The organism is Sphingobacterium alkalisoli (genome assembly GCF_005049105.1).
Classification (GTDB): Bacteria; Bacteroidota; Bacteroidia; order Sphingobacteriales; family Sphingobacteriaceae; genus Sphingobacterium; species Sphingobacterium alkalisoli.
Genome location: NZ_SUKA01000002.1, coordinates 458,323 through 474,101, shown reverse-complemented (window position 1 = coordinate 474,101; position 15,779 = coordinate 458,323). Strand labels below are relative to the sequence as shown.

Below are 15,779 nucleotides of genomic sequence, written 5' to 3'. Positions count from 1 at the left end.
TCTAACGAATAGAATCATTGTCCTTGGATGCCTTATCTCATAAAATATAGAACGAATGACAACAAATGAAGATACCCCTATCGTACAGGTAGTCAATCTGTCCCACCGGTACAATGTTCAATGGGCCATCAGAGACATCAATTTCGAATTGCGCAAAAATGGCATCTATGGATTGCTGGGTGCCAATGGCGCCGGCAAGTCGACCACGATGAATATCATGTGCGGTGTACTGAACCAGTCTGGAGGTGAGGTGCTCATCCGTGGGATCAATATGGCCGAGCATCCCGTTGAAGCAAAAAAACATATCGGCTTTCTTCCCCAACAACCACCCTTACTTCCAGAACTCACTGTAGAAGAATACCTGATTCATACCGCCAACCTCCGGCTTATGCCTGCCGCCCAGATTCCCGCAGCGCTAGACAAGGTATTGGTGAAATGTAATATTGCCCACTTTCGAAAACGGCTCTTAAAAAATCTTTCTGGAGGCTATCAACAGCGTGTCGGTATTGCGCAGGCGATTATTCACGAACCTGATTTTGTGGTGCTCGATGAACCCACCAACGGACTCGATCCCAATCAGATACTTGATGTACGGCATTTGATCAGGGAAATTGCGCAAGAACGTACAGTCGTTCTTTCCACACACATCCTGCAGGAAGTGCAGGCACTTTGCGACCACATCTGGATGATACACGAAGGGCGCATGGTTTTCTCTGGATCGCTCGAAGAATTCGACAGTCAGGTCGCGCCAAACAGCGTAGTGGTGAGTATGATCTCTCCACCATTAACCGAAGAACTCCAAAATCTGCCCGGAGTAGTTGATGTAGAGCCCTTGGGCACCGTCAAATTCCGTATACGTTCAACCAATACACAAGAACTCGTTCAACAGCTCGTCGAACGCAGCGTACAAGAGAAATGGAATCTGATTGAAATCTATTCCGAGAAAAGCTCGTTGGAAACCGTATTTGCCGAGATGACAAAAAAGAAGAGAAAAGCATAAAATCCTTGTTCCAAACATGAAAACAACATTAAAAATCGCAAAAACTGAACTGCAGGTTCTTTTTTATTCCCCTGTTGCCTGGCTCATCTTAATGATATTTACCTTCCAGATTGGATTCTTATTTACCCAATCGTTTGAAGGTATGGTGCGTATACAGTCCATGAAAATAGACCTCAGCAATGCTACACAAAGTCTATTCTCTTCCGCCTGGGGAGGCATTTATCCCAAGGTACAAAGTTACCTTTACCTATACATGCCCCTGTTGACCATGAGTATTATGAGCCGCGAGTACAGCAGTGGTTCGATCAAGCTCCTGTATTCATCTCCCGTTACCAACAGCCAGATCATTCTGGGCAAATACATTGCCCTACTCCTATTCGGGCTTACCCTCACCTTATCGGTTGCACTACTCGCTGTTTTCACCATGTCTACCCTGGTCAATACAGATATAGCTCCTTTATTAACGGGATTACTCGGACTATTCCTACTGCTATCTGCCTATGCTGCCGTCGGCCTCTTTATGTCGTCGCTCACCAGCTATAATATCGTGGCCGCCATCGGTACACTCTGCGTATTTGCCATGATGAACTTTGCGCGCGGTCTATGGCAAGATATCCCTTTTGTACGCGAAATCACGTACTGGCTGGCTATCAATGGCCGAGCAGATACCTTCATCGCTGGTTTGGTCACGACCGAAGATATATTTTATTTCCTATTGGTCGATCTGCTGTTTATATGCTTTACCATATTTAGGTTGCAATCCGTACGTAAAAAGCAATCGGGTGTACAGAATTTTATTAAATTCGGTGGTGTTACATTGGTCGTGTTCATTTTAGGATACTTCACTACCCTACCTGCGTTCAAAGGTTATTACGACAGCACCTATCAAAAACGCAATACACTCACACCGAGTAGCCAGGCAATTATGGCGAAACTCGACGGCGACTTTACCATTACGACCTATGTTAATATGTTAGAAGGCAACAATTTTATTGGCCTTCCATCTTCGTACAAATCCGATGTAGGTTCATTTGAAAAGTACATCCGTTTTAAGCCGGAGACCAAGATGAAATACGTATATTACTATCATGATGCCGAGAACCCTATGCTCGACCGTCAGTTTCCAAACCTGAATACCGAGCAGCGTCTAGATACCCTTAAGAAGTTCAACAAATGGAATTTTGACATTCTTCCGTACACCGCCATTAAAGATCAGGTCGATCTATCCACAGAAGACTACCGTTTTGTACGCGTATTAGAACGTGAAAATGGTCAGAAAACATTCTTACGTGTGTACAACGATATGGTCAGGGTACCCTCCGAATCCGAAATCAGTGCAGCCATCAAACGTTTGGTGATGGATGAACTTCCTGTTGTCGGCTTCGTTACCGGCCATGGTGAGCGCGACAGCAGATCCACACAAGATCGTGGTTACAAAACCATAACGCAGGAAAAAACGTTCCGTTATTCGATGATCAATCAAGGATTTGATTTCAAGGAGATCGATCTATCCACCGAGATTCCCCACGATATCAATATCCTTATCATCGCCGAAGCGCGACAAAAATATGGCGCAGAAGAGCTGGCTATCCTACACCAATACATTGCACGAGGAGGCAACATGATGTTGGCTACCGAGCCTGGACAGGAAGAAATATTTAACCCTCTGGCCCAACCACTCGGTGTACAACTGGATCCCGGTGTACTGGTCAAAAATCAAGAAGCCCTACAACCCGATTTATTAACACTTAGTCCCACGGCTGCAGGATCAGATTTTTCGTATTACCTAAAACCAATGAACCGTCGAGAAGAAGTGATCACCATGCCAACTGCTGCGGGACTTTCCATTGTTGACAGCTCTTCGTTCACAGCCACCGTGCTATTTGCAACAGACAGTACCGGTACATGGAATGAATTAGAAAGCACAAACTTTATCGACGACAAGCCCGTGCTAAAGCAAGAAGCCGGAGAAAAAGAAGGGGCACGCCCAACAGCACTTGCCCTATCGCGCAAAGTTGCCAACAAAGAGCAAAAAATACTAATTACTGGAGATGCCGACTGGATCAGCAACAGTGAGCTTTTTATTTCCCGAAATCAGGTCAATGCAACCAATTTCGCGCTTGTAAGTGCAGCATTTTCATGGCTCAGCGATGGCGAAGTTCCCGTAGACATGCGTCTCCCAGATCCCATCGATACCAGTTTACGCATAGGAGAAGGCTCCTGGAAATATTTTGAAATCCTATTTAAGTTAATCATTCCATTGATGATGCTCAGCACGGGTCTCGTCATCTGGATCAGAAGAAGAGGACGGTAACCATGAGTTTATTAATCGACAAGCAAACACTGGATGATCTTGGCATCTTTGCCCAACGTGGCAAAGAATCCATCTTCAGTATCTTTAACAAAACAGCTACTTCTGGTGGATCCGAATTATTAGAAGAGTGGTTTACCTATCCGCTATCCGACGGCATACAGATTCAGGAGCGGATCGACACGATCCAGTATTTTATGACCACACCGTTTCCATTTCCGTTTCAATCCACCTGGTTTGATCAGGCACTTTTCTATCTCGATATGGCCGATGAAAGAAGCAGGCTGCAGCAGGGCGAACGATCTCTCAAACAGCGGGTGCAGTCCTTATTAGGCGCTGACACGGAATATAAAAAAATCGTCGCAGGTATCATTGCCTGTAGTGCCATCATCCATAGTTGGAAAGAAGTGCTACAGCAGTCGAATGCTGCTGCAAATAGCAGCTATGCCAGACAATTGCACAAGCTTGCAAAAAAAATGAAAGGCAGCGCGATAGATTCCTTTCCTCTATTGGGCGAAAAACAGAAGCTAACACGCGAACAAGTGGTTCAGTTTGATACCGTTCTTCGTTTTGAGGAAAAAGATCTTTTTATGCGTATGCTGCGTGATATCTACACTTTGGATGTCTACCTGTGTGCAGCTGGGATTGCCCGCGAACGGAATTTTAATCTACCCAAAGTCAACACATCCGGTGATGAAAAGTTAGCCTACGAAAATGTATGGCATCCCCTGGTACCAGAAGCCCGGGGCAACGATCTCCAGATGGACAAATCAAAAAATATTACGTTCCTAACCGGTGCAAATATGGCAGGTAAATCCACTTTTATGAAATCATTAGGCATTTCCCTCTTTTTGGCACATATTGGATTTCCGGTACCGGCCCAAAAATTAGTTTTCACGCCGCGCGACGCCATTTACACCTCTATCAATCTGCCGGATAATATACAGATGGGCTATAGCCATTTCTACGCAGAAGTGTTACGCATCAAGAAAGTCGCCCAGCAGTTGGCAGAAGGTAAGAGATTATTTGTCGTGTTTGATGAAATGTTTAGGGGAACCAATGTCAAAGATGCTTTCGAGGGCACTGTGGCGGTTGTGTCGCAGTTGTATCAGCATCCCGGATGCCAGTTTGTAATCTCCACCCATATCCTCGAGGCAGGCGAACAACTGGCGAGCCAGTTTACCGATATCCAGTTCGTCTATCTGCCCACAGTTATGCGGAGTGGTATACCGAGCTACACCTACGTCCTTCAACGAGGTATTACTGCCGATCGCCACGGCATGATCATCATCGAAAACGAGGGTATAATCGATTTGTTAAACCGTCAAAAATCTACGCACGTATGAGTTTCATTACGGATATCCAAACCTTAAAGGACCTCAATATCCTTGGAAAATATCGGCGGGATTCCATATTTTCCCTTTACAACCAAACCAGTACATTCGGCGGTGAGCGGCTACTTGAAGATATGTTCCAAAATCCGCTGACCAAACTTGCAGACATACAGCAGCGAGGTGCTGTTATTGCTTTTTTTCGTCAACAAAAAAAGCCTTTCGCGATCGATCTCGATGACCTAGAACTCGCTCAAAGTTTTGCAAATAGCTATGCGCGCAATTCGTACCTAGCTAGTATGTTTACAGTAAGCCGGCACACTGTGTTGGCAAAATTGGGCCTCGATGAAGAGCGAAAACACTTCGAATCCGGTGTACGGGCGTTACTCCGTCTGTTGGCGTCCCTCCGCGACTATCTTTCCGCGCTTTACGCGGCAGATCAGGATCAGGTCTTACCATACACCCCCCTTAACCATTCTTGGTTGGGCAATACCGCAGAGCTTACCCAGTTGCAGCAGGAAGTAGCGCAAAACGAACGCCTCATTCCACTTAAAGTCGCGGCCAAATGCGACTATTACCTACGTCACAAATGGGCTGCCGCAATACAGGATGCCCTCGCAATGGTCTACTATATTGACGCATACCAAGCGATAGCCGCTGTAGCCAATGAACGTAATTTTGTTCCTGCAATTCCATGTGAAACCGATCTGCAGGTCCTCGAGGTTAAGAATGTCTATCACCCCACCGTTCCTCATGCAGTGGGTAATGATCTTTACTACCGCAACGAAGAAAACCTGATCTTTCTTACCGGGGCCAATATGGCCGGAAAATCGACCTATATGAAAAGTTTGGGTATAGCCGTTTACCTTGCCCACATGGGATTTCCCGTCGCTGCAGACGCGATGCGTTTTTCTGTAAAAGATGGGTTATATTCTTCAATCAACGTGGAAGACAATATTGATCTAGGGCATAGCCATTATTACGCAGAAGTATTACGCGTTAAGAAAATAGCCACTGCCGTCCACAAAGGCAATAGCCTACTCATTATCTTCGACGAACTTTTTAAAGGCACAAACGTCAAAGATGCTTTCGAAGCCACGCTTGCAGTCACCAGTGCATTTCAGCGACATACAAACTGTCAGTACCTGATTTCTACCCATATTGTAGAAGTAGGTGAAAAATTGCAGGAAGATATACCTCAGGTGCAATTCATCTATATGCCTACTGTTATGAAGGCACAAGTACCCACCTACACCTATAAATCGGAAAAAGGAATCAGCAGTGATAAGCACGGCATGGTATTGATCCAGAAAGAAAACGTGCTTGAATTATTAGAAAAAAGTAGAACAAAATTTTAGAACATGCGATATACCCCTTTATTTTTTATGCTGCTGGCCCTGTTGCCTACAACAGCAAATTATACCTACGCTACCGCAGCGGCACCAAGCCAACAGGTGGCCAATCATCACAGCGAGGAAATACCGTTAAATCCCAAGGTCAAAGTTGGAAAACTCGCCAATGGTTTCCAGTATTTCATTATGCAAAATGCCGAGCCAAAAGAACGTGTGCTATTCTATCTGGCCAACAAGATCGGCTCCTTGCAGGAAACAGACAAGCAGCAGGGATTGGCCCACTTTCTGGAACACATGAATTTCAACGGTACCGAACATTTCCCCAAGAATGCGCTCGTGGATTACCTACAAAAGGCAGGTATACGCTTCGGCGCAGATCTCAATGCCTACACCGGTTTTGAAGAAACCGTGTACCAACTTCCGCTTCCTACTAAAGATCCTGAGCTCTTAAAGCAAGGCTTACTAATCATGCGCGATTGGGCCGCAGGAGCTTTGTTAGAAAGTGAAGAAATCGATCAGGAGCGCGGTGTTATCCTAGAAGAGAAGAGACAACGCGACGGACTGTCCAATCGCCTGCAAGAAAAAACCTTTCCGATGCTGACAAATAATTCGCGCTATGCACATCGCATGCCTATCGGTACGGAAGAAGTACTTAACAATTTCAAACACCAAGAGATTCGCAAATTCCACGAAGACTGGTATCGCCCCGAGCTGCAGGCACTTATCGTCGTCGGCGATATCCAGCCCGACGAGATCGAGAAAGCCATCATTGCGCAGTTTTCGACACTAAAAAATCCGCGTAACGCACCGAAATTAAAAGACTATCCGATCGCGCTGACTCATAAAAATCAATTTTTAGCGTTTACAGACGAAGAAGTTACGCAAACATCGCTGCAGATCCTGTATAAACGGGAGGCCGAGAAGACCGTCAGCGTAAAAAATTACAAAACCTCTTTGGCAAAGAATCTTTTTATTCAACTCACGAATACACGATTGGCGGAGCAGACACGTCGGGCATCGACACCCTATTTAAATGCCGCACTCAGCAACAGTGAAATGGTCGGCAACCTAGAAACCAATGGTATACAGATTATGCCCAAACCAGGGGAGCTTCAAGCAAGCATCGATTCGGTATATTATACATTAGCACAAATAAAGCAATACGGATTCACCCAAACCGAACTGGATCGACTCAAAGTAGGCTATCATTCCAGTTTAGATCAGAGTCTCAAAGAATATGACAAAACTGATTCCAAATCCTTTATGGACCAGATTCTGGCGTATTATCTCAAAAACGAACCTGCGCCATCCTTTGACTACCTCTATCCAATCTTGAAAGATGCCGTTAAGGAGGTGACGCTTCAAGAGATACAGCAGTATGCAACAGATTTCGAGGGATCCAAAAATCGGGATATGATTCTCGTTCATACCAAAGACATGGAAAAAGTTCCCGTCGAACAAGAAATCAACAACTGGATGGCCGCTGCACAACAGCAACAGGTACATGCCTATGAGGAAGAGCAGCTGGCTAGCACGCTGTTGTCAAACTTGCCGACACCAGGGAGCATCTTAAGCGAAAGCCGGGATACAACGGTACACACACAGACATTACTTCTGAGCAACGGCGTCAAGGTAATTTTGAAGCCTACTTCGTATAAGAATGATGAGATACAAATTACTTCTTTCAGTCCCGGGGGATATTCCCTTTATGACTTAGCAGATTATCAATCGGCAGTAAATGCAGCAAACATTGTCTCCAATAGCGGATTGGGGCCATTTAATTCCCTCCAGCTTTCGCGTTACCTCACCGGCAAAAACGCATCAGTGTCTCCATTTATCAATGAGATCGGTGAAGGGATAAAAGGTTACGCTACAAAAGAAGACCTTGAAACCGCTTTCGAGCTAATTTATGGCTACTTTAACGCTGCACGTTTAGATAAAGAGCTCAACGAATCCAATCTCGAAAAGACCAAGCTTTCGCTTAAGAATAGACACTTGCAGCCCAGCACTGTCTTTTCCGATTCAATAGCGACGATTCTGTTCGACCGCGATCCACGCAAAACCGCACTTACTCCAGCAAAGATCGATCAGATCGATTTAGAAAGATCGTTGCAGATTTTTCAGGAGCGATTTGCCGATGCCTCTGATTTTACATTTGTTATTGTTGGAAACTTTGACCGCGAACTCATCGATCCATATATCCAGCAGTATCTCGCCACGTTGCCCGACCTACAGCGCAACGAACAATTTCGGGATAATGGAGCCTATCCACCGGAAAAAGGGATGTCAGTGGATATCCATAAAGGGCATGATGACAAATCCACAGTAGCTATGGCGTATTTAGGCACATACGAAGGATACAGTGAATACAACAACCTTTTAATGGAGGCCTTATCCAGCTGTTTAACGATCAAGCTAACCGAGCGTCTACGCGAAAAAGAAGGCGGAGTGTATACGATCAGCGTATCTCCTTCCTTAGCAAAAAATCCGCGTAAGCGATTTGGTATGAACATCTCATTTACAACCGGTCCCGAGCAGGTCGAAAAACTCACCTCGGCTGTCGTTGAAGAGATCGAGCTGATCCGTAAAAATGGTCCGACCCAAGAAGACATCGATAAGTACATTGCGGAAAAACTACTGAGCAGTGATCAACAATTAGAGGCAAACGGATTCTGGCTTTCCTATTTATTGAGCAGTGCAGTCGATCAGCTTGATCCGGCACGCATCTTTACCGAAAAGGAATCGATCAAATCCATCACGCCAAAAAAGGTGCAGCAAATTGCAAAGCGCTACCTTGATACTTCTAACTTATTTAAGTTTGTATTGTATCCGGAGAAATAATCGTGGAAAAATAACCTGAAAAGTACGGGGTACAACGTATACCCCGTACTTTACCAATTAACTCCGTATTTCCTTGCGCATAAAGATGTAATATGAAAGGGCAAAGCATACCACCGTTGCCGCAATCAGTCCGCTTAGCTGCGGCCACACGATCAGGAGGCTGTCTTTCACACCGAGTGGCGATGGTATTGCGCCAATCATCTGTTCCATCGATACCGGGCCAAGACTACGTACAGAGGGGATCAACAGCGTAGTGGTTGCATCGGTATAGAGCTGCCCCGGTGAAAGGCGGAGCAAATTCAAAATCAATTCGTTGTATTTAATCAATTGCGCTTCCGACAGATAGTTGGGATTAGGTAGCAGCGCATGTACAAGCAGGTTAATCACAATCGGAAAAAATACCGTGAAAAACAACCAAATACCTATGGCCGTAAGTGCAGACGTGGCAGCCTGTTTAAACCGGATAGAGAGTAAGATAGAAAGACTCAGCCAGAAACCGATGTAGATCACGCTCAGGATAACGAATCCGACGATCCGCAGCAGCTCCTGTGGCTCCATCCGCACACCCGTTGCGATGAGTCCACCGCCAATTAAAAACAAAATAAGTGCACTCAATAACGTACCCACGATAATTAAAGGTCCCAGAAATTTCGCGATCAAGAGATTGTCCCGATAGATCGGCTGTGCCATTAAACGGGTAAGCGTGCCACCGTTACGCTCGGAGTTAATGGCATCAAAACCTAGCGCGATACCAAGCAACGGCGCTAAAAAATTCAGGAACACGTGAAATGCAGGTACAGAATTGTCTGTATTGGTCAATAGCTTCAAATACAAAAAAGCCTGATCCGGATCCTGCGCGTTATTGATAGCACTGCGCAAGTTTGTCGATGAGACATAGGTCGATGCTAAAAAAGTTAATACCACGAGTAAGATCAACACGATAAAACGCCAGCTGCGGATATGTGCACCAACCTCTTTATTAATCAATATCGATAGCGGATCAGAGGCTATTCCTGTCGTTTTTGAAAAAAGACCTTTGAAAGAAGCTGTTAAATTGTTCATATATGTATAATGTGGTTTTTAATGGTCTTCGAAATATTTCTCGTAGATATCGTCTAAGCTATATTCTTTCCGTTGCAAACCGATGATATCCGCTCCATGCTTTACCATTGTGCGCACGATCTCGGGCGTTATATCAGCGGTCGTCTCCAGTTCCAATACGTTTTCGTTAACGGACAAGGTTTGGAAACCCTGCAGCTTTTCCAAATCAGCTTTGATCTGCTGCAGGGAGGTCTCCTCTACGGTCTGCAACACCACCGTAGTTGTATACCCTTCTTTTTTCAGTAAGTCTCTGGCAAGTGTCTGGATATTACCCTCTACCAACAGCTTTCCTCCCACGAATATCCCCACTCGGTCGCATACACGCTGCACCTGATGCAGATGGTGCGACGAAAGCAGCACGGTGAGCCCCTGCTCCCTACTGAGTTGTTTGATCAGCAACAGAAATTCGTTTACGCCGCTCGGATCAATACCCAGAGTAGGTTCATCCAAAATGATTACGTCGGGCTGTTTGATCAACACATCAGCAAGGCCAAGCCGTTGTTTCATCCCGCGCGAATAGGTTGCCGTCTTTTTGTGTGCAGCATGCGCCAGCCCCACGGTTCGTAACATCTCCGTCGATCTCGTTTGCGCCTCCGTTTCAGATAATCCATTCAGGCGGGCAATGAAACGTAAGTTTTCGAGCGCGGTCATGTTATCATAGAAGCCCACACTATCGGGTAAGTAACCTACCCTTTTTTTAACATCTATCGGGTTTCGGATTGCATTGTGTCCGCATACATAGGCTGTACCTTCGTTAGGTTCGGTCAGGCCAAGCATCATCAGGATACTCGTTGTCTTTCCTGCACCGTTTGGCCCCAATAGGCCAAATATTTCGCCCTTCCCTATCGAGAGATTCAGGTTATCGACCGCCGTCAACGACCCGTACCGTTTTGTCAGCCCGGATAATTGTATTATCGAATCATTCATCATTTAACCTCCTATCTACGGCCGTATTTCCGGATGAGATAATAGACCAAACCAATCGCAATTAAAATAATGAGTACACCTATCCAGCCCGACAGCATGGAGGTCGTTACCGCAGCGCGGAATGAAATTTCAGCCGATCCGTTGGGATTTTTGGCCGTAAATTTAGCGACATAGTCACCTGCAATCGTTTTTTCGGGCACTTTAAGGTTGATCTTTACATCTACGGTTTTTCCGGGTTCGAGCTGTTTGATGTTCGCAGGCTCGAAGGTAGCTTCCCATTTGGTCGGGAGCTGTGAGGTAAGCTCTACATCATTGAGCGGTAGTGTACCGGTATTCTTTAAAACAACCTGTATTTCTTTACTGCTTCCGGCCACCACTTCATCACTCAACCGGCCTGTCGGCGTTGTCATCTCGATACTGTAAGAGCCCTTCACCACCGCTTCCAAATTCAGTGTTAGCGTATCCCTCTTAGACACCGCCTTGACTGGTATATTATATTTATTAGGTTTGGAAGAATGTGTCGCGCTAACCTCTATGCTAATGTCCTGCGTCTGGCCCGCTTCGAGGCGGATCGATTTCACAAAACTTCCCTGCACGCGGTAGCTGATCTGCCAGCCCGCAGGCAACTGGGCATCCAAGTCATACAGGACAGCCTCTCCCGCGGTATTTCGAAGGGTTGCATTATACCGAAAAGGTTCGCTCGCGGCCGCTTCGATGTTAACTAATTGTGCTTCAAAAGCAGATTTGGCAGTGGCTTGCGTTGCCGCCTGCTGGGCGTAAGCTGGGCGATTGCAACCAAAGAATAGCGCTAAAAAAAGCGCATAAAAAGTAAAACGTTGTGCGTGTGTAGATTGTAATTGTGTTAACATAATCCAATAACTAAAATTTATATAATTTATAGAATAATAGTCTTAAAAAATGCCTGGTAAATATACCGGTCGCTAAGTTTAAAATTTGAATACAAATTAAAATATCCGATTTCAAAAAGTCAAGTATCTTTTCAAAAAAAATAAAATGTCTCTGCCGTCTGACAACTTCTTTCATTTGATTTGAAAGATATCTTTCAAATCAAATGAAAGATATCTTTTGTTTCATCTGAAAGATTTATTAAATTTGTAATGAAAGCACCTTATATGATACGACAAGAAGAAATTGCGCTGGTTATTGATGCCCAACAGGAAACCTTTCTTAAACAAGATTCTGGTTTTTTGCGTGATGCATTACCTAAAATTCCTATTGCAGATTCATTTGCTTCTATCATTACGGGCATTCGTCGCTGTGGAAAAAGTACGTTACTGCTGCAGTTACTTCGGAAAGATTACCAAGAGGCAGTCTATCTTAACTTTGATGACATACGTCTTGCTGGCTTTGAAGTTACCGATTTGGGCCGGTTACATCGGGAAATCGAGCAACGCGGCGTAAATGTTCTTTTCTTTGATGAAATACAGATCGTGATCGGATGGGAAAGATACGTAAATCAACTTTTACGCGAAGGATATAAAGTGTTCATTACAGGTTCCAATGCATCCATGCTGAGTACCGAGTTAGGTACACACTTAACTGGAAGACATCTTTCTATGGAATTATTTCCATTTTCCTATTCTGAGTTCATACGCTTTAAATCATTAGATAGTGGAGAAGATGCCGTGATGGCGTATCTCAAATCCGGAGGAATAGCTGAATACATCAAAACAGGCATCCCGCTAATCCTAAATACATTGGTTGACGACATATTGATGAAGGACATTGCCGTAAGACATTCTGTCCGTGATATCAACTCGCTCAGGCAGTTGACGGCTTTTTTAATTACCAATATCGGAAATCTGGTATCCGCCAGCAAATTAGTAGGCATGTTCGATATTAAGTCGCCCGCTACATTTTTAGAGTATTTTTCCTTTTTGAAAGATGCCTACCTGCTTGACTTTATTCCGTTGTTCAACCATTCTTTAAAAGTTCAGGCCCGCAATCCGAAAAAGGTATATGTCATGGACATGAGACTCTATACCGAAAATGCAGTATCAACCAGTGATAATACCGGGAGGCGGTTAGAAAATCTCATCTTTTTGCATCTTCGCCAGCAATATAAACATATCTTTTATTACAAAGATCGGGGTGAATGCGATTTTATCGCTATGAAAAAAAACGAAGTAAAGGAAGCCATACAAGTGTGCCTTTCTATAAACGATGAGAATTTTGACCGGGAGTATAATGGACTGCTAGAGGCCATGCAATATCTCGATTTAAAAGAAGGGTACATTATTACCCTAAATCAACAAGACACATTTGAAAAAGACGGACGGGTCATCCGAATGCTGCCAGCGCATGTATACCTCATGTCTCCGGCGTAGACAAACAAACACCCTCTGCACGTGTTTACAATAGCAGACATCGTTGCTACCGGCAATGATCAATCGGCAAGAAGAAAACAATTAAAATGCAAGCTCATGAACTATAGTGTTACCTTGGCGAACAGGTTTCGGGAAGTAATTTTAGATGGAACCTGGATTGCAAATACCAATTACAAAAAAGAACTAACAGCTCTTGACTGGCAAGTAGCGACCACAAAAATAGATTCCTTAAATACGATTTCTGTGCTAGCACAACATGTCCATTATTACATTAGTGGTGTGAAGGATGTAGTGTCAGGAGGGCCATTAGCCATCAGCGATCAGTTCAGTTTTGGTTTCCCACCTATTACATCTCAGGAACAATGGGAGCAGTTCCTGAACACGTTTTGGCGAGATTCGGAAGATTTTGCACACCTAGTAGAAAATACCTCCGAAGAGCAATTACGTCAAATCTTTGTCGAAGAAAAATATAGCACGTATTTAAGAAACATCGAAGCCATGATCGAACACAGTTATTATCATTTAGGTCAGATTATCCTGATCAAAAAAATGATAATGAGATGAAGCCAGTGCGTTACAAACGCTATAAAGTGGTGATCACATCGAAATTTTGTCCTATCGAGCAGCCCTCGACTCGTATAAATGGGCGGCATATCCCTACAGCGTCGATAAAAATTCTTTGATGACCTCTGTAGTTCGCTCCAGCTTATCATGATGCAGGTTATGCCCACCCCCATCAATATGTACGAGCTTACCCTTCTGCATCGCAACTGCAGCATCTTCGTTAATTTTACGAACTTCGGTAGGGGCGTCTGCTTTTAAAATAATAGCTGGTACTTGGATTCTAGACAGCGCATTACCAATATTCATCGTCCCGGTCATAACTTGAGCGGCCTCACTAGTATAAGGACCATGATATTGCTTTTTCGAAAGAGCCCAATATGCAATGTCCATCTCTCCCCATAGCGGGTTTTGTCTACGGCCCAAGGCAATCAGATCTTCGAAACTATAATTGTTTTGTGTCACAAGTATCTCCGGATTGCCAAACATATTAACTTCAATCTTGGACTTAGCTGTAGCAGATTTAGACGAAACATCGGTATTGGGTTTGCTGTTATTTCGGGCAGAACGATTTTGGCCGCCCATACGCCTCAGCAGTGGATCGAGCATGATAATCGCACGAGCTAGATCCGGATAATCAGCTCCTAGCCGCATTACCGTGGCCGCTCCTATAGAATGTCCCATTAAAATAGGGTTATGAAATTCCATAGCGCCTACAAATGCAACGATATCCTTGATCAATGTCTCTCCGTCATCGCCAGCCGTAAAGGGATCAGACAAGCCGTGCCCGCGTGCGTCGAGCATATAAATATCGTACATATCCTGGAGCTTCAGTGCAAGCGTTGCCCAGCACAGTCCGTTATCGGTCACCCCATGAACCATTACCAACACAGGTTTGTCTGGCTGGGGGCTCGCACGGTAATAGTGAATCCGGATACCGTTAGCATACGCGTAGCCATCCGACCAGCCTTCGGGAATACTTGGCTGCCGGGCAAATAACCATGTCGGCAATAATAAGAGGATGCCGATAATCGGAGGAAAATTCATAGTAGATAAGGTTTATTATTAGAGGCAATTATGTATACGGGTAAACTTATGGCATATTTTTCTTCTCCATACGCCAGTGCGTATTCTTGGAGAGCAAAGGCGCATCACCCGAAAACATCTTACCAGCTTCCGAATCTCCCTTAAGCTGCCATTTGTACCAGGCCGTCGCCACTTTGGCAAATTCGCCACCGTGTGGCTGGCTAAACGTACCTCCATGTCCAACATCCATATTTGCCATAAAAACAGGAACATGATTAATACGCTTGTAATCGTCCATTCCATTCGCGTAAGCAATATCCTTCTCTCCCCCTAACATATAGAGTATTGGCGTATGGATTTCGTTTAGGTTTTCCTTTTTTAGATCCGGCATCGCGCTCCGGCCGTTGCCCGGAACATCTAAAATACCGCTATTACATATCACTACTGTGCTCACTCTTGCATCAGAAGCCACTTCAAGCGCCTGTAAACCACCGCACGACATCCCACTCACCGCTATTTTTGAAACATCAAGTCTATTGTTATACGGACTTTTTGGATCCTTATTCTGCGCGATAGCCCAATCAATACCATCTGTTAACTGCTTGGATGTTGATTTTCCATCTCCTTTCTTTCCTTCTTCCGGCATTAAGCCAATCGCCACAATTAAGAACCCATGGGATGAAACTTCAGATAAAAAATTAAGATGTTCCCAGGGAGAGTTGGCACATGCGCCATTTCCCCAAGCAATAACAGGAAGCTTGTGATCTTGATCGAAAACCGTGAGATCTTTAGGCCGGAAAATGGTGTGTGTAGGCAAGGAAGATTCCGCTAGCATTATAGCACTGTAAGCTCCCGATCCGCCGTCCTCAATTACTCTCGACACAAGCTTGTCTGCAGATGTTTCTTGAGCTGACGGCGTACCGCCCGTCCAAAGCATAGCAGCCAATACACACATAAAAAGGAAAATTTTCATCGTATCAT

Annotated in this window: 12 protein-coding genes; 7 read left to right on the top strand and 5 right to left on the bottom strand. The window is 44.7% G+C overall.

All coding sequences use genetic code 11. The features are described from left to right. Window positions 1-55: 55 nt before the first annotated feature. From FAZ19_RS07720 to FAZ19_RS07700, 5 genes are read left to right on the top strand one after another with little or no spacing between them, the layout of a single operon-like run. A complete protein-coding gene (locus tag FAZ19_RS07720) occupies window positions 56-1,000 on the top strand; it encodes an ABC transporter ATP-binding protein (protein ID WP_136820142.1) in 945 nt (314 codons plus the stop codon). Between the two features lie 16 nt (window positions 1,001-1,016). Next, the gene (locus FAZ19_RS07715; RefSeq protein WP_136820141.1) at window positions 1,017-3,314 is read left to right on the top strand and encodes a Gldg family protein; all 2,298 of its coding nucleotides are present in this window, start codon (window positions 1,017-1,019) and stop codon (window positions 3,312-3,314) included. A gap of 2 nt (window positions 3,315-3,316) precedes the next feature. Further along, entirely contained in the window at window positions 3,317-4,657 is a 1,341-nt protein-coding gene (locus FAZ19_RS07710) for a MutS-related protein (protein WP_136820140.1), read from the top strand. Then, the gene (locus tag FAZ19_RS07705) at window positions 4,654-6,000 is read left to right on the top strand and encodes a MutS-related protein (RefSeq protein WP_136820139.1); all 1,347 of its coding nucleotides are present in this window, start codon (window positions 4,654-4,656) and stop codon (window positions 5,998-6,000) included. Before FAZ19_RS07710 ends, FAZ19_RS07705 begins: the two co-directional genes overlap by 4 nt. 3 nt (window positions 6,001-6,003) lie before the next feature. Next, a complete protein-coding gene (locus FAZ19_RS07700; RefSeq protein ID WP_136820138.1) occupies window positions 6,004-8,835 on the top strand; it encodes a M16 family metallopeptidase in 2,832 nt (943 codons plus the stop codon). A 57-nt stretch (window positions 8,836-8,892) separates the two neighbouring features. Here FAZ19_RS07700 and FAZ19_RS07695 read toward each other — a convergent pair whose 3' ends face one another. The 3 genes from FAZ19_RS07695 to FAZ19_RS07685 are packed head-to-tail and all read right to left on the bottom strand — an operon-like array spanning window position 8,893 to window position 11,732. Then, the gene (locus tag FAZ19_RS07695; RefSeq protein ID WP_136820137.1) at window positions 8,893-9,897 is read right to left on the bottom strand and encodes an ABC transporter permease; all 1,005 of its coding nucleotides are present in this window, start codon (window positions 9,895-9,897) and stop codon (window positions 8,893-8,895) included. A gap of 18 nt (window positions 9,898-9,915) precedes the next feature. Next, the gene (locus tag FAZ19_RS07690; RefSeq protein WP_136820500.1) at window positions 9,916-10,863 is read right to left on the bottom strand and encodes an ABC transporter ATP-binding protein; all 948 of its coding nucleotides are present in this window, start codon (window positions 10,861-10,863) and stop codon (window positions 9,916-9,918) included. 11 nt (window positions 10,864-10,874) lie between these two features. Continuing rightward, window positions 10,875-11,732, bottom strand: a complete 858-nt coding sequence (locus tag FAZ19_RS07685; protein ID WP_136820136.1) for a COG1470 family protein — start codon at window positions 11,730-11,732, stop codon at window positions 10,875-10,877. A 249-nt stretch (window positions 11,733-11,981) separates the two neighbouring features. Between FAZ19_RS07685 and FAZ19_RS07680 the strand changes: the two genes are divergently transcribed. Further along, on the top strand, window positions 11,982-13,211 hold the full coding sequence (locus FAZ19_RS07680) for an ATP-binding protein (protein ID WP_229707395.1): 1,230 nt from the start codon (window positions 11,982-11,984) through the stop codon (window positions 13,209-13,211). A 96-nt stretch (window positions 13,212-13,307) separates the two neighbouring features. Further along, window positions 13,308-13,775: a DUF1572 family protein gene (locus FAZ19_RS07675; RefSeq protein ID WP_136820135.1), complete on the top strand. Its 468-nt coding sequence runs from the start codon at window positions 13,308-13,310 to the stop codon at window positions 13,773-13,775. 93 nt (window positions 13,776-13,868) lie between these two features. Here the strand turns inward: FAZ19_RS07675 and FAZ19_RS07670 are convergent, their stop codons facing one another. Both FAZ19_RS07670 and FAZ19_RS07665 read right to left on the bottom strand, forming a co-directional pair. Continuing rightward, entirely contained in the window at window positions 13,869-14,819 is a 951-nt protein-coding gene (locus FAZ19_RS07670; RefSeq protein ID WP_136820134.1) for an alpha/beta fold hydrolase, read from the bottom strand. Between the two features lie 46 nt (window positions 14,820-14,865). After that, on the bottom strand, window positions 14,866-15,771 hold the full coding sequence (locus FAZ19_RS07665) for an alpha/beta hydrolase family protein (protein WP_136820133.1): 906 nt from the start codon (window positions 15,769-15,771) through the stop codon (window positions 14,866-14,868). Window positions 15,772-15,779: the final 8 nt, after the last annotated feature.

What these genes read in the sequence shown, in the direction of transcription:
- FAZ19_RS07710 (WP_136820140.1), top strand. Translation starts at nt 3,317, where the DNA reads ATGAGTTTATTAATCGACAAGCAAACACTGGATGATCTTGGCATCTTT.
- FAZ19_RS07670 (WP_136820134.1), bottom strand. Translation starts at nt 14,819, where the DNA reads ATGAATTTTCCTCCGATTATCGGCATCCTCTTATTATTGCCGACATGG.
- FAZ19_RS07705 (WP_136820139.1), top strand. Translation starts at nt 4,654, where the DNA reads ATGAGTTTCATTACGGATATCCAAACCTTAAAGGACCTCAATATCCTT.
- FAZ19_RS07690 (WP_136820500.1), bottom strand. Translation starts at nt 10,863, where the DNA reads ATGAATGATTCGATAATACAATTATCCGGGCTGACAAAACGGTACGGG.
- FAZ19_RS07700 (WP_136820138.1), top strand. Translation starts at nt 6,004, where the DNA reads ATGCGATATACCCCTTTATTTTTTATGCTGCTGGCCCTGTTGCCTACA.
- FAZ19_RS07680 (WP_229707395.1), top strand. Translation starts at nt 11,982, where the DNA reads ATGAAAGCACCTTATATGATACGACAAGAAGAAATTGCGCTGGTTATT.
- FAZ19_RS07665 (WP_136820133.1), bottom strand. Translation starts at nt 15,771, where the DNA reads ATGAAAATTTTCCTTTTTATGTGTGTATTGGCTGCTATGCTTTGGACG.
- FAZ19_RS07685 (WP_136820136.1), bottom strand. Translation starts at nt 11,732, where the DNA reads ATGTTAACACAATTACAATCTACACACGCACAACGTTTTACTTTTTAT.
- FAZ19_RS07720 (WP_136820142.1), top strand. Translation starts at nt 56, where the DNA reads ATGACAACAAATGAAGATACCCCTATCGTACAGGTAGTCAATCTGTCC.
- FAZ19_RS07715 (WP_136820141.1), top strand. Translation starts at nt 1,017, where the DNA reads ATGAAAACAACATTAAAAATCGCAAAAACTGAACTGCAGGTTCTTTTT.
- FAZ19_RS07675 (WP_136820135.1), top strand. Translation starts at nt 13,308, where the DNA reads ATGAACTATAGTGTTACCTTGGCGAACAGGTTTCGGGAAGTAATTTTA.
- FAZ19_RS07695 (WP_136820137.1), bottom strand. Translation starts at nt 9,897, where the DNA reads ATGAACAATTTAACAGCTTCTTTCAAAGGTCTTTTTTCAAAAACGACA.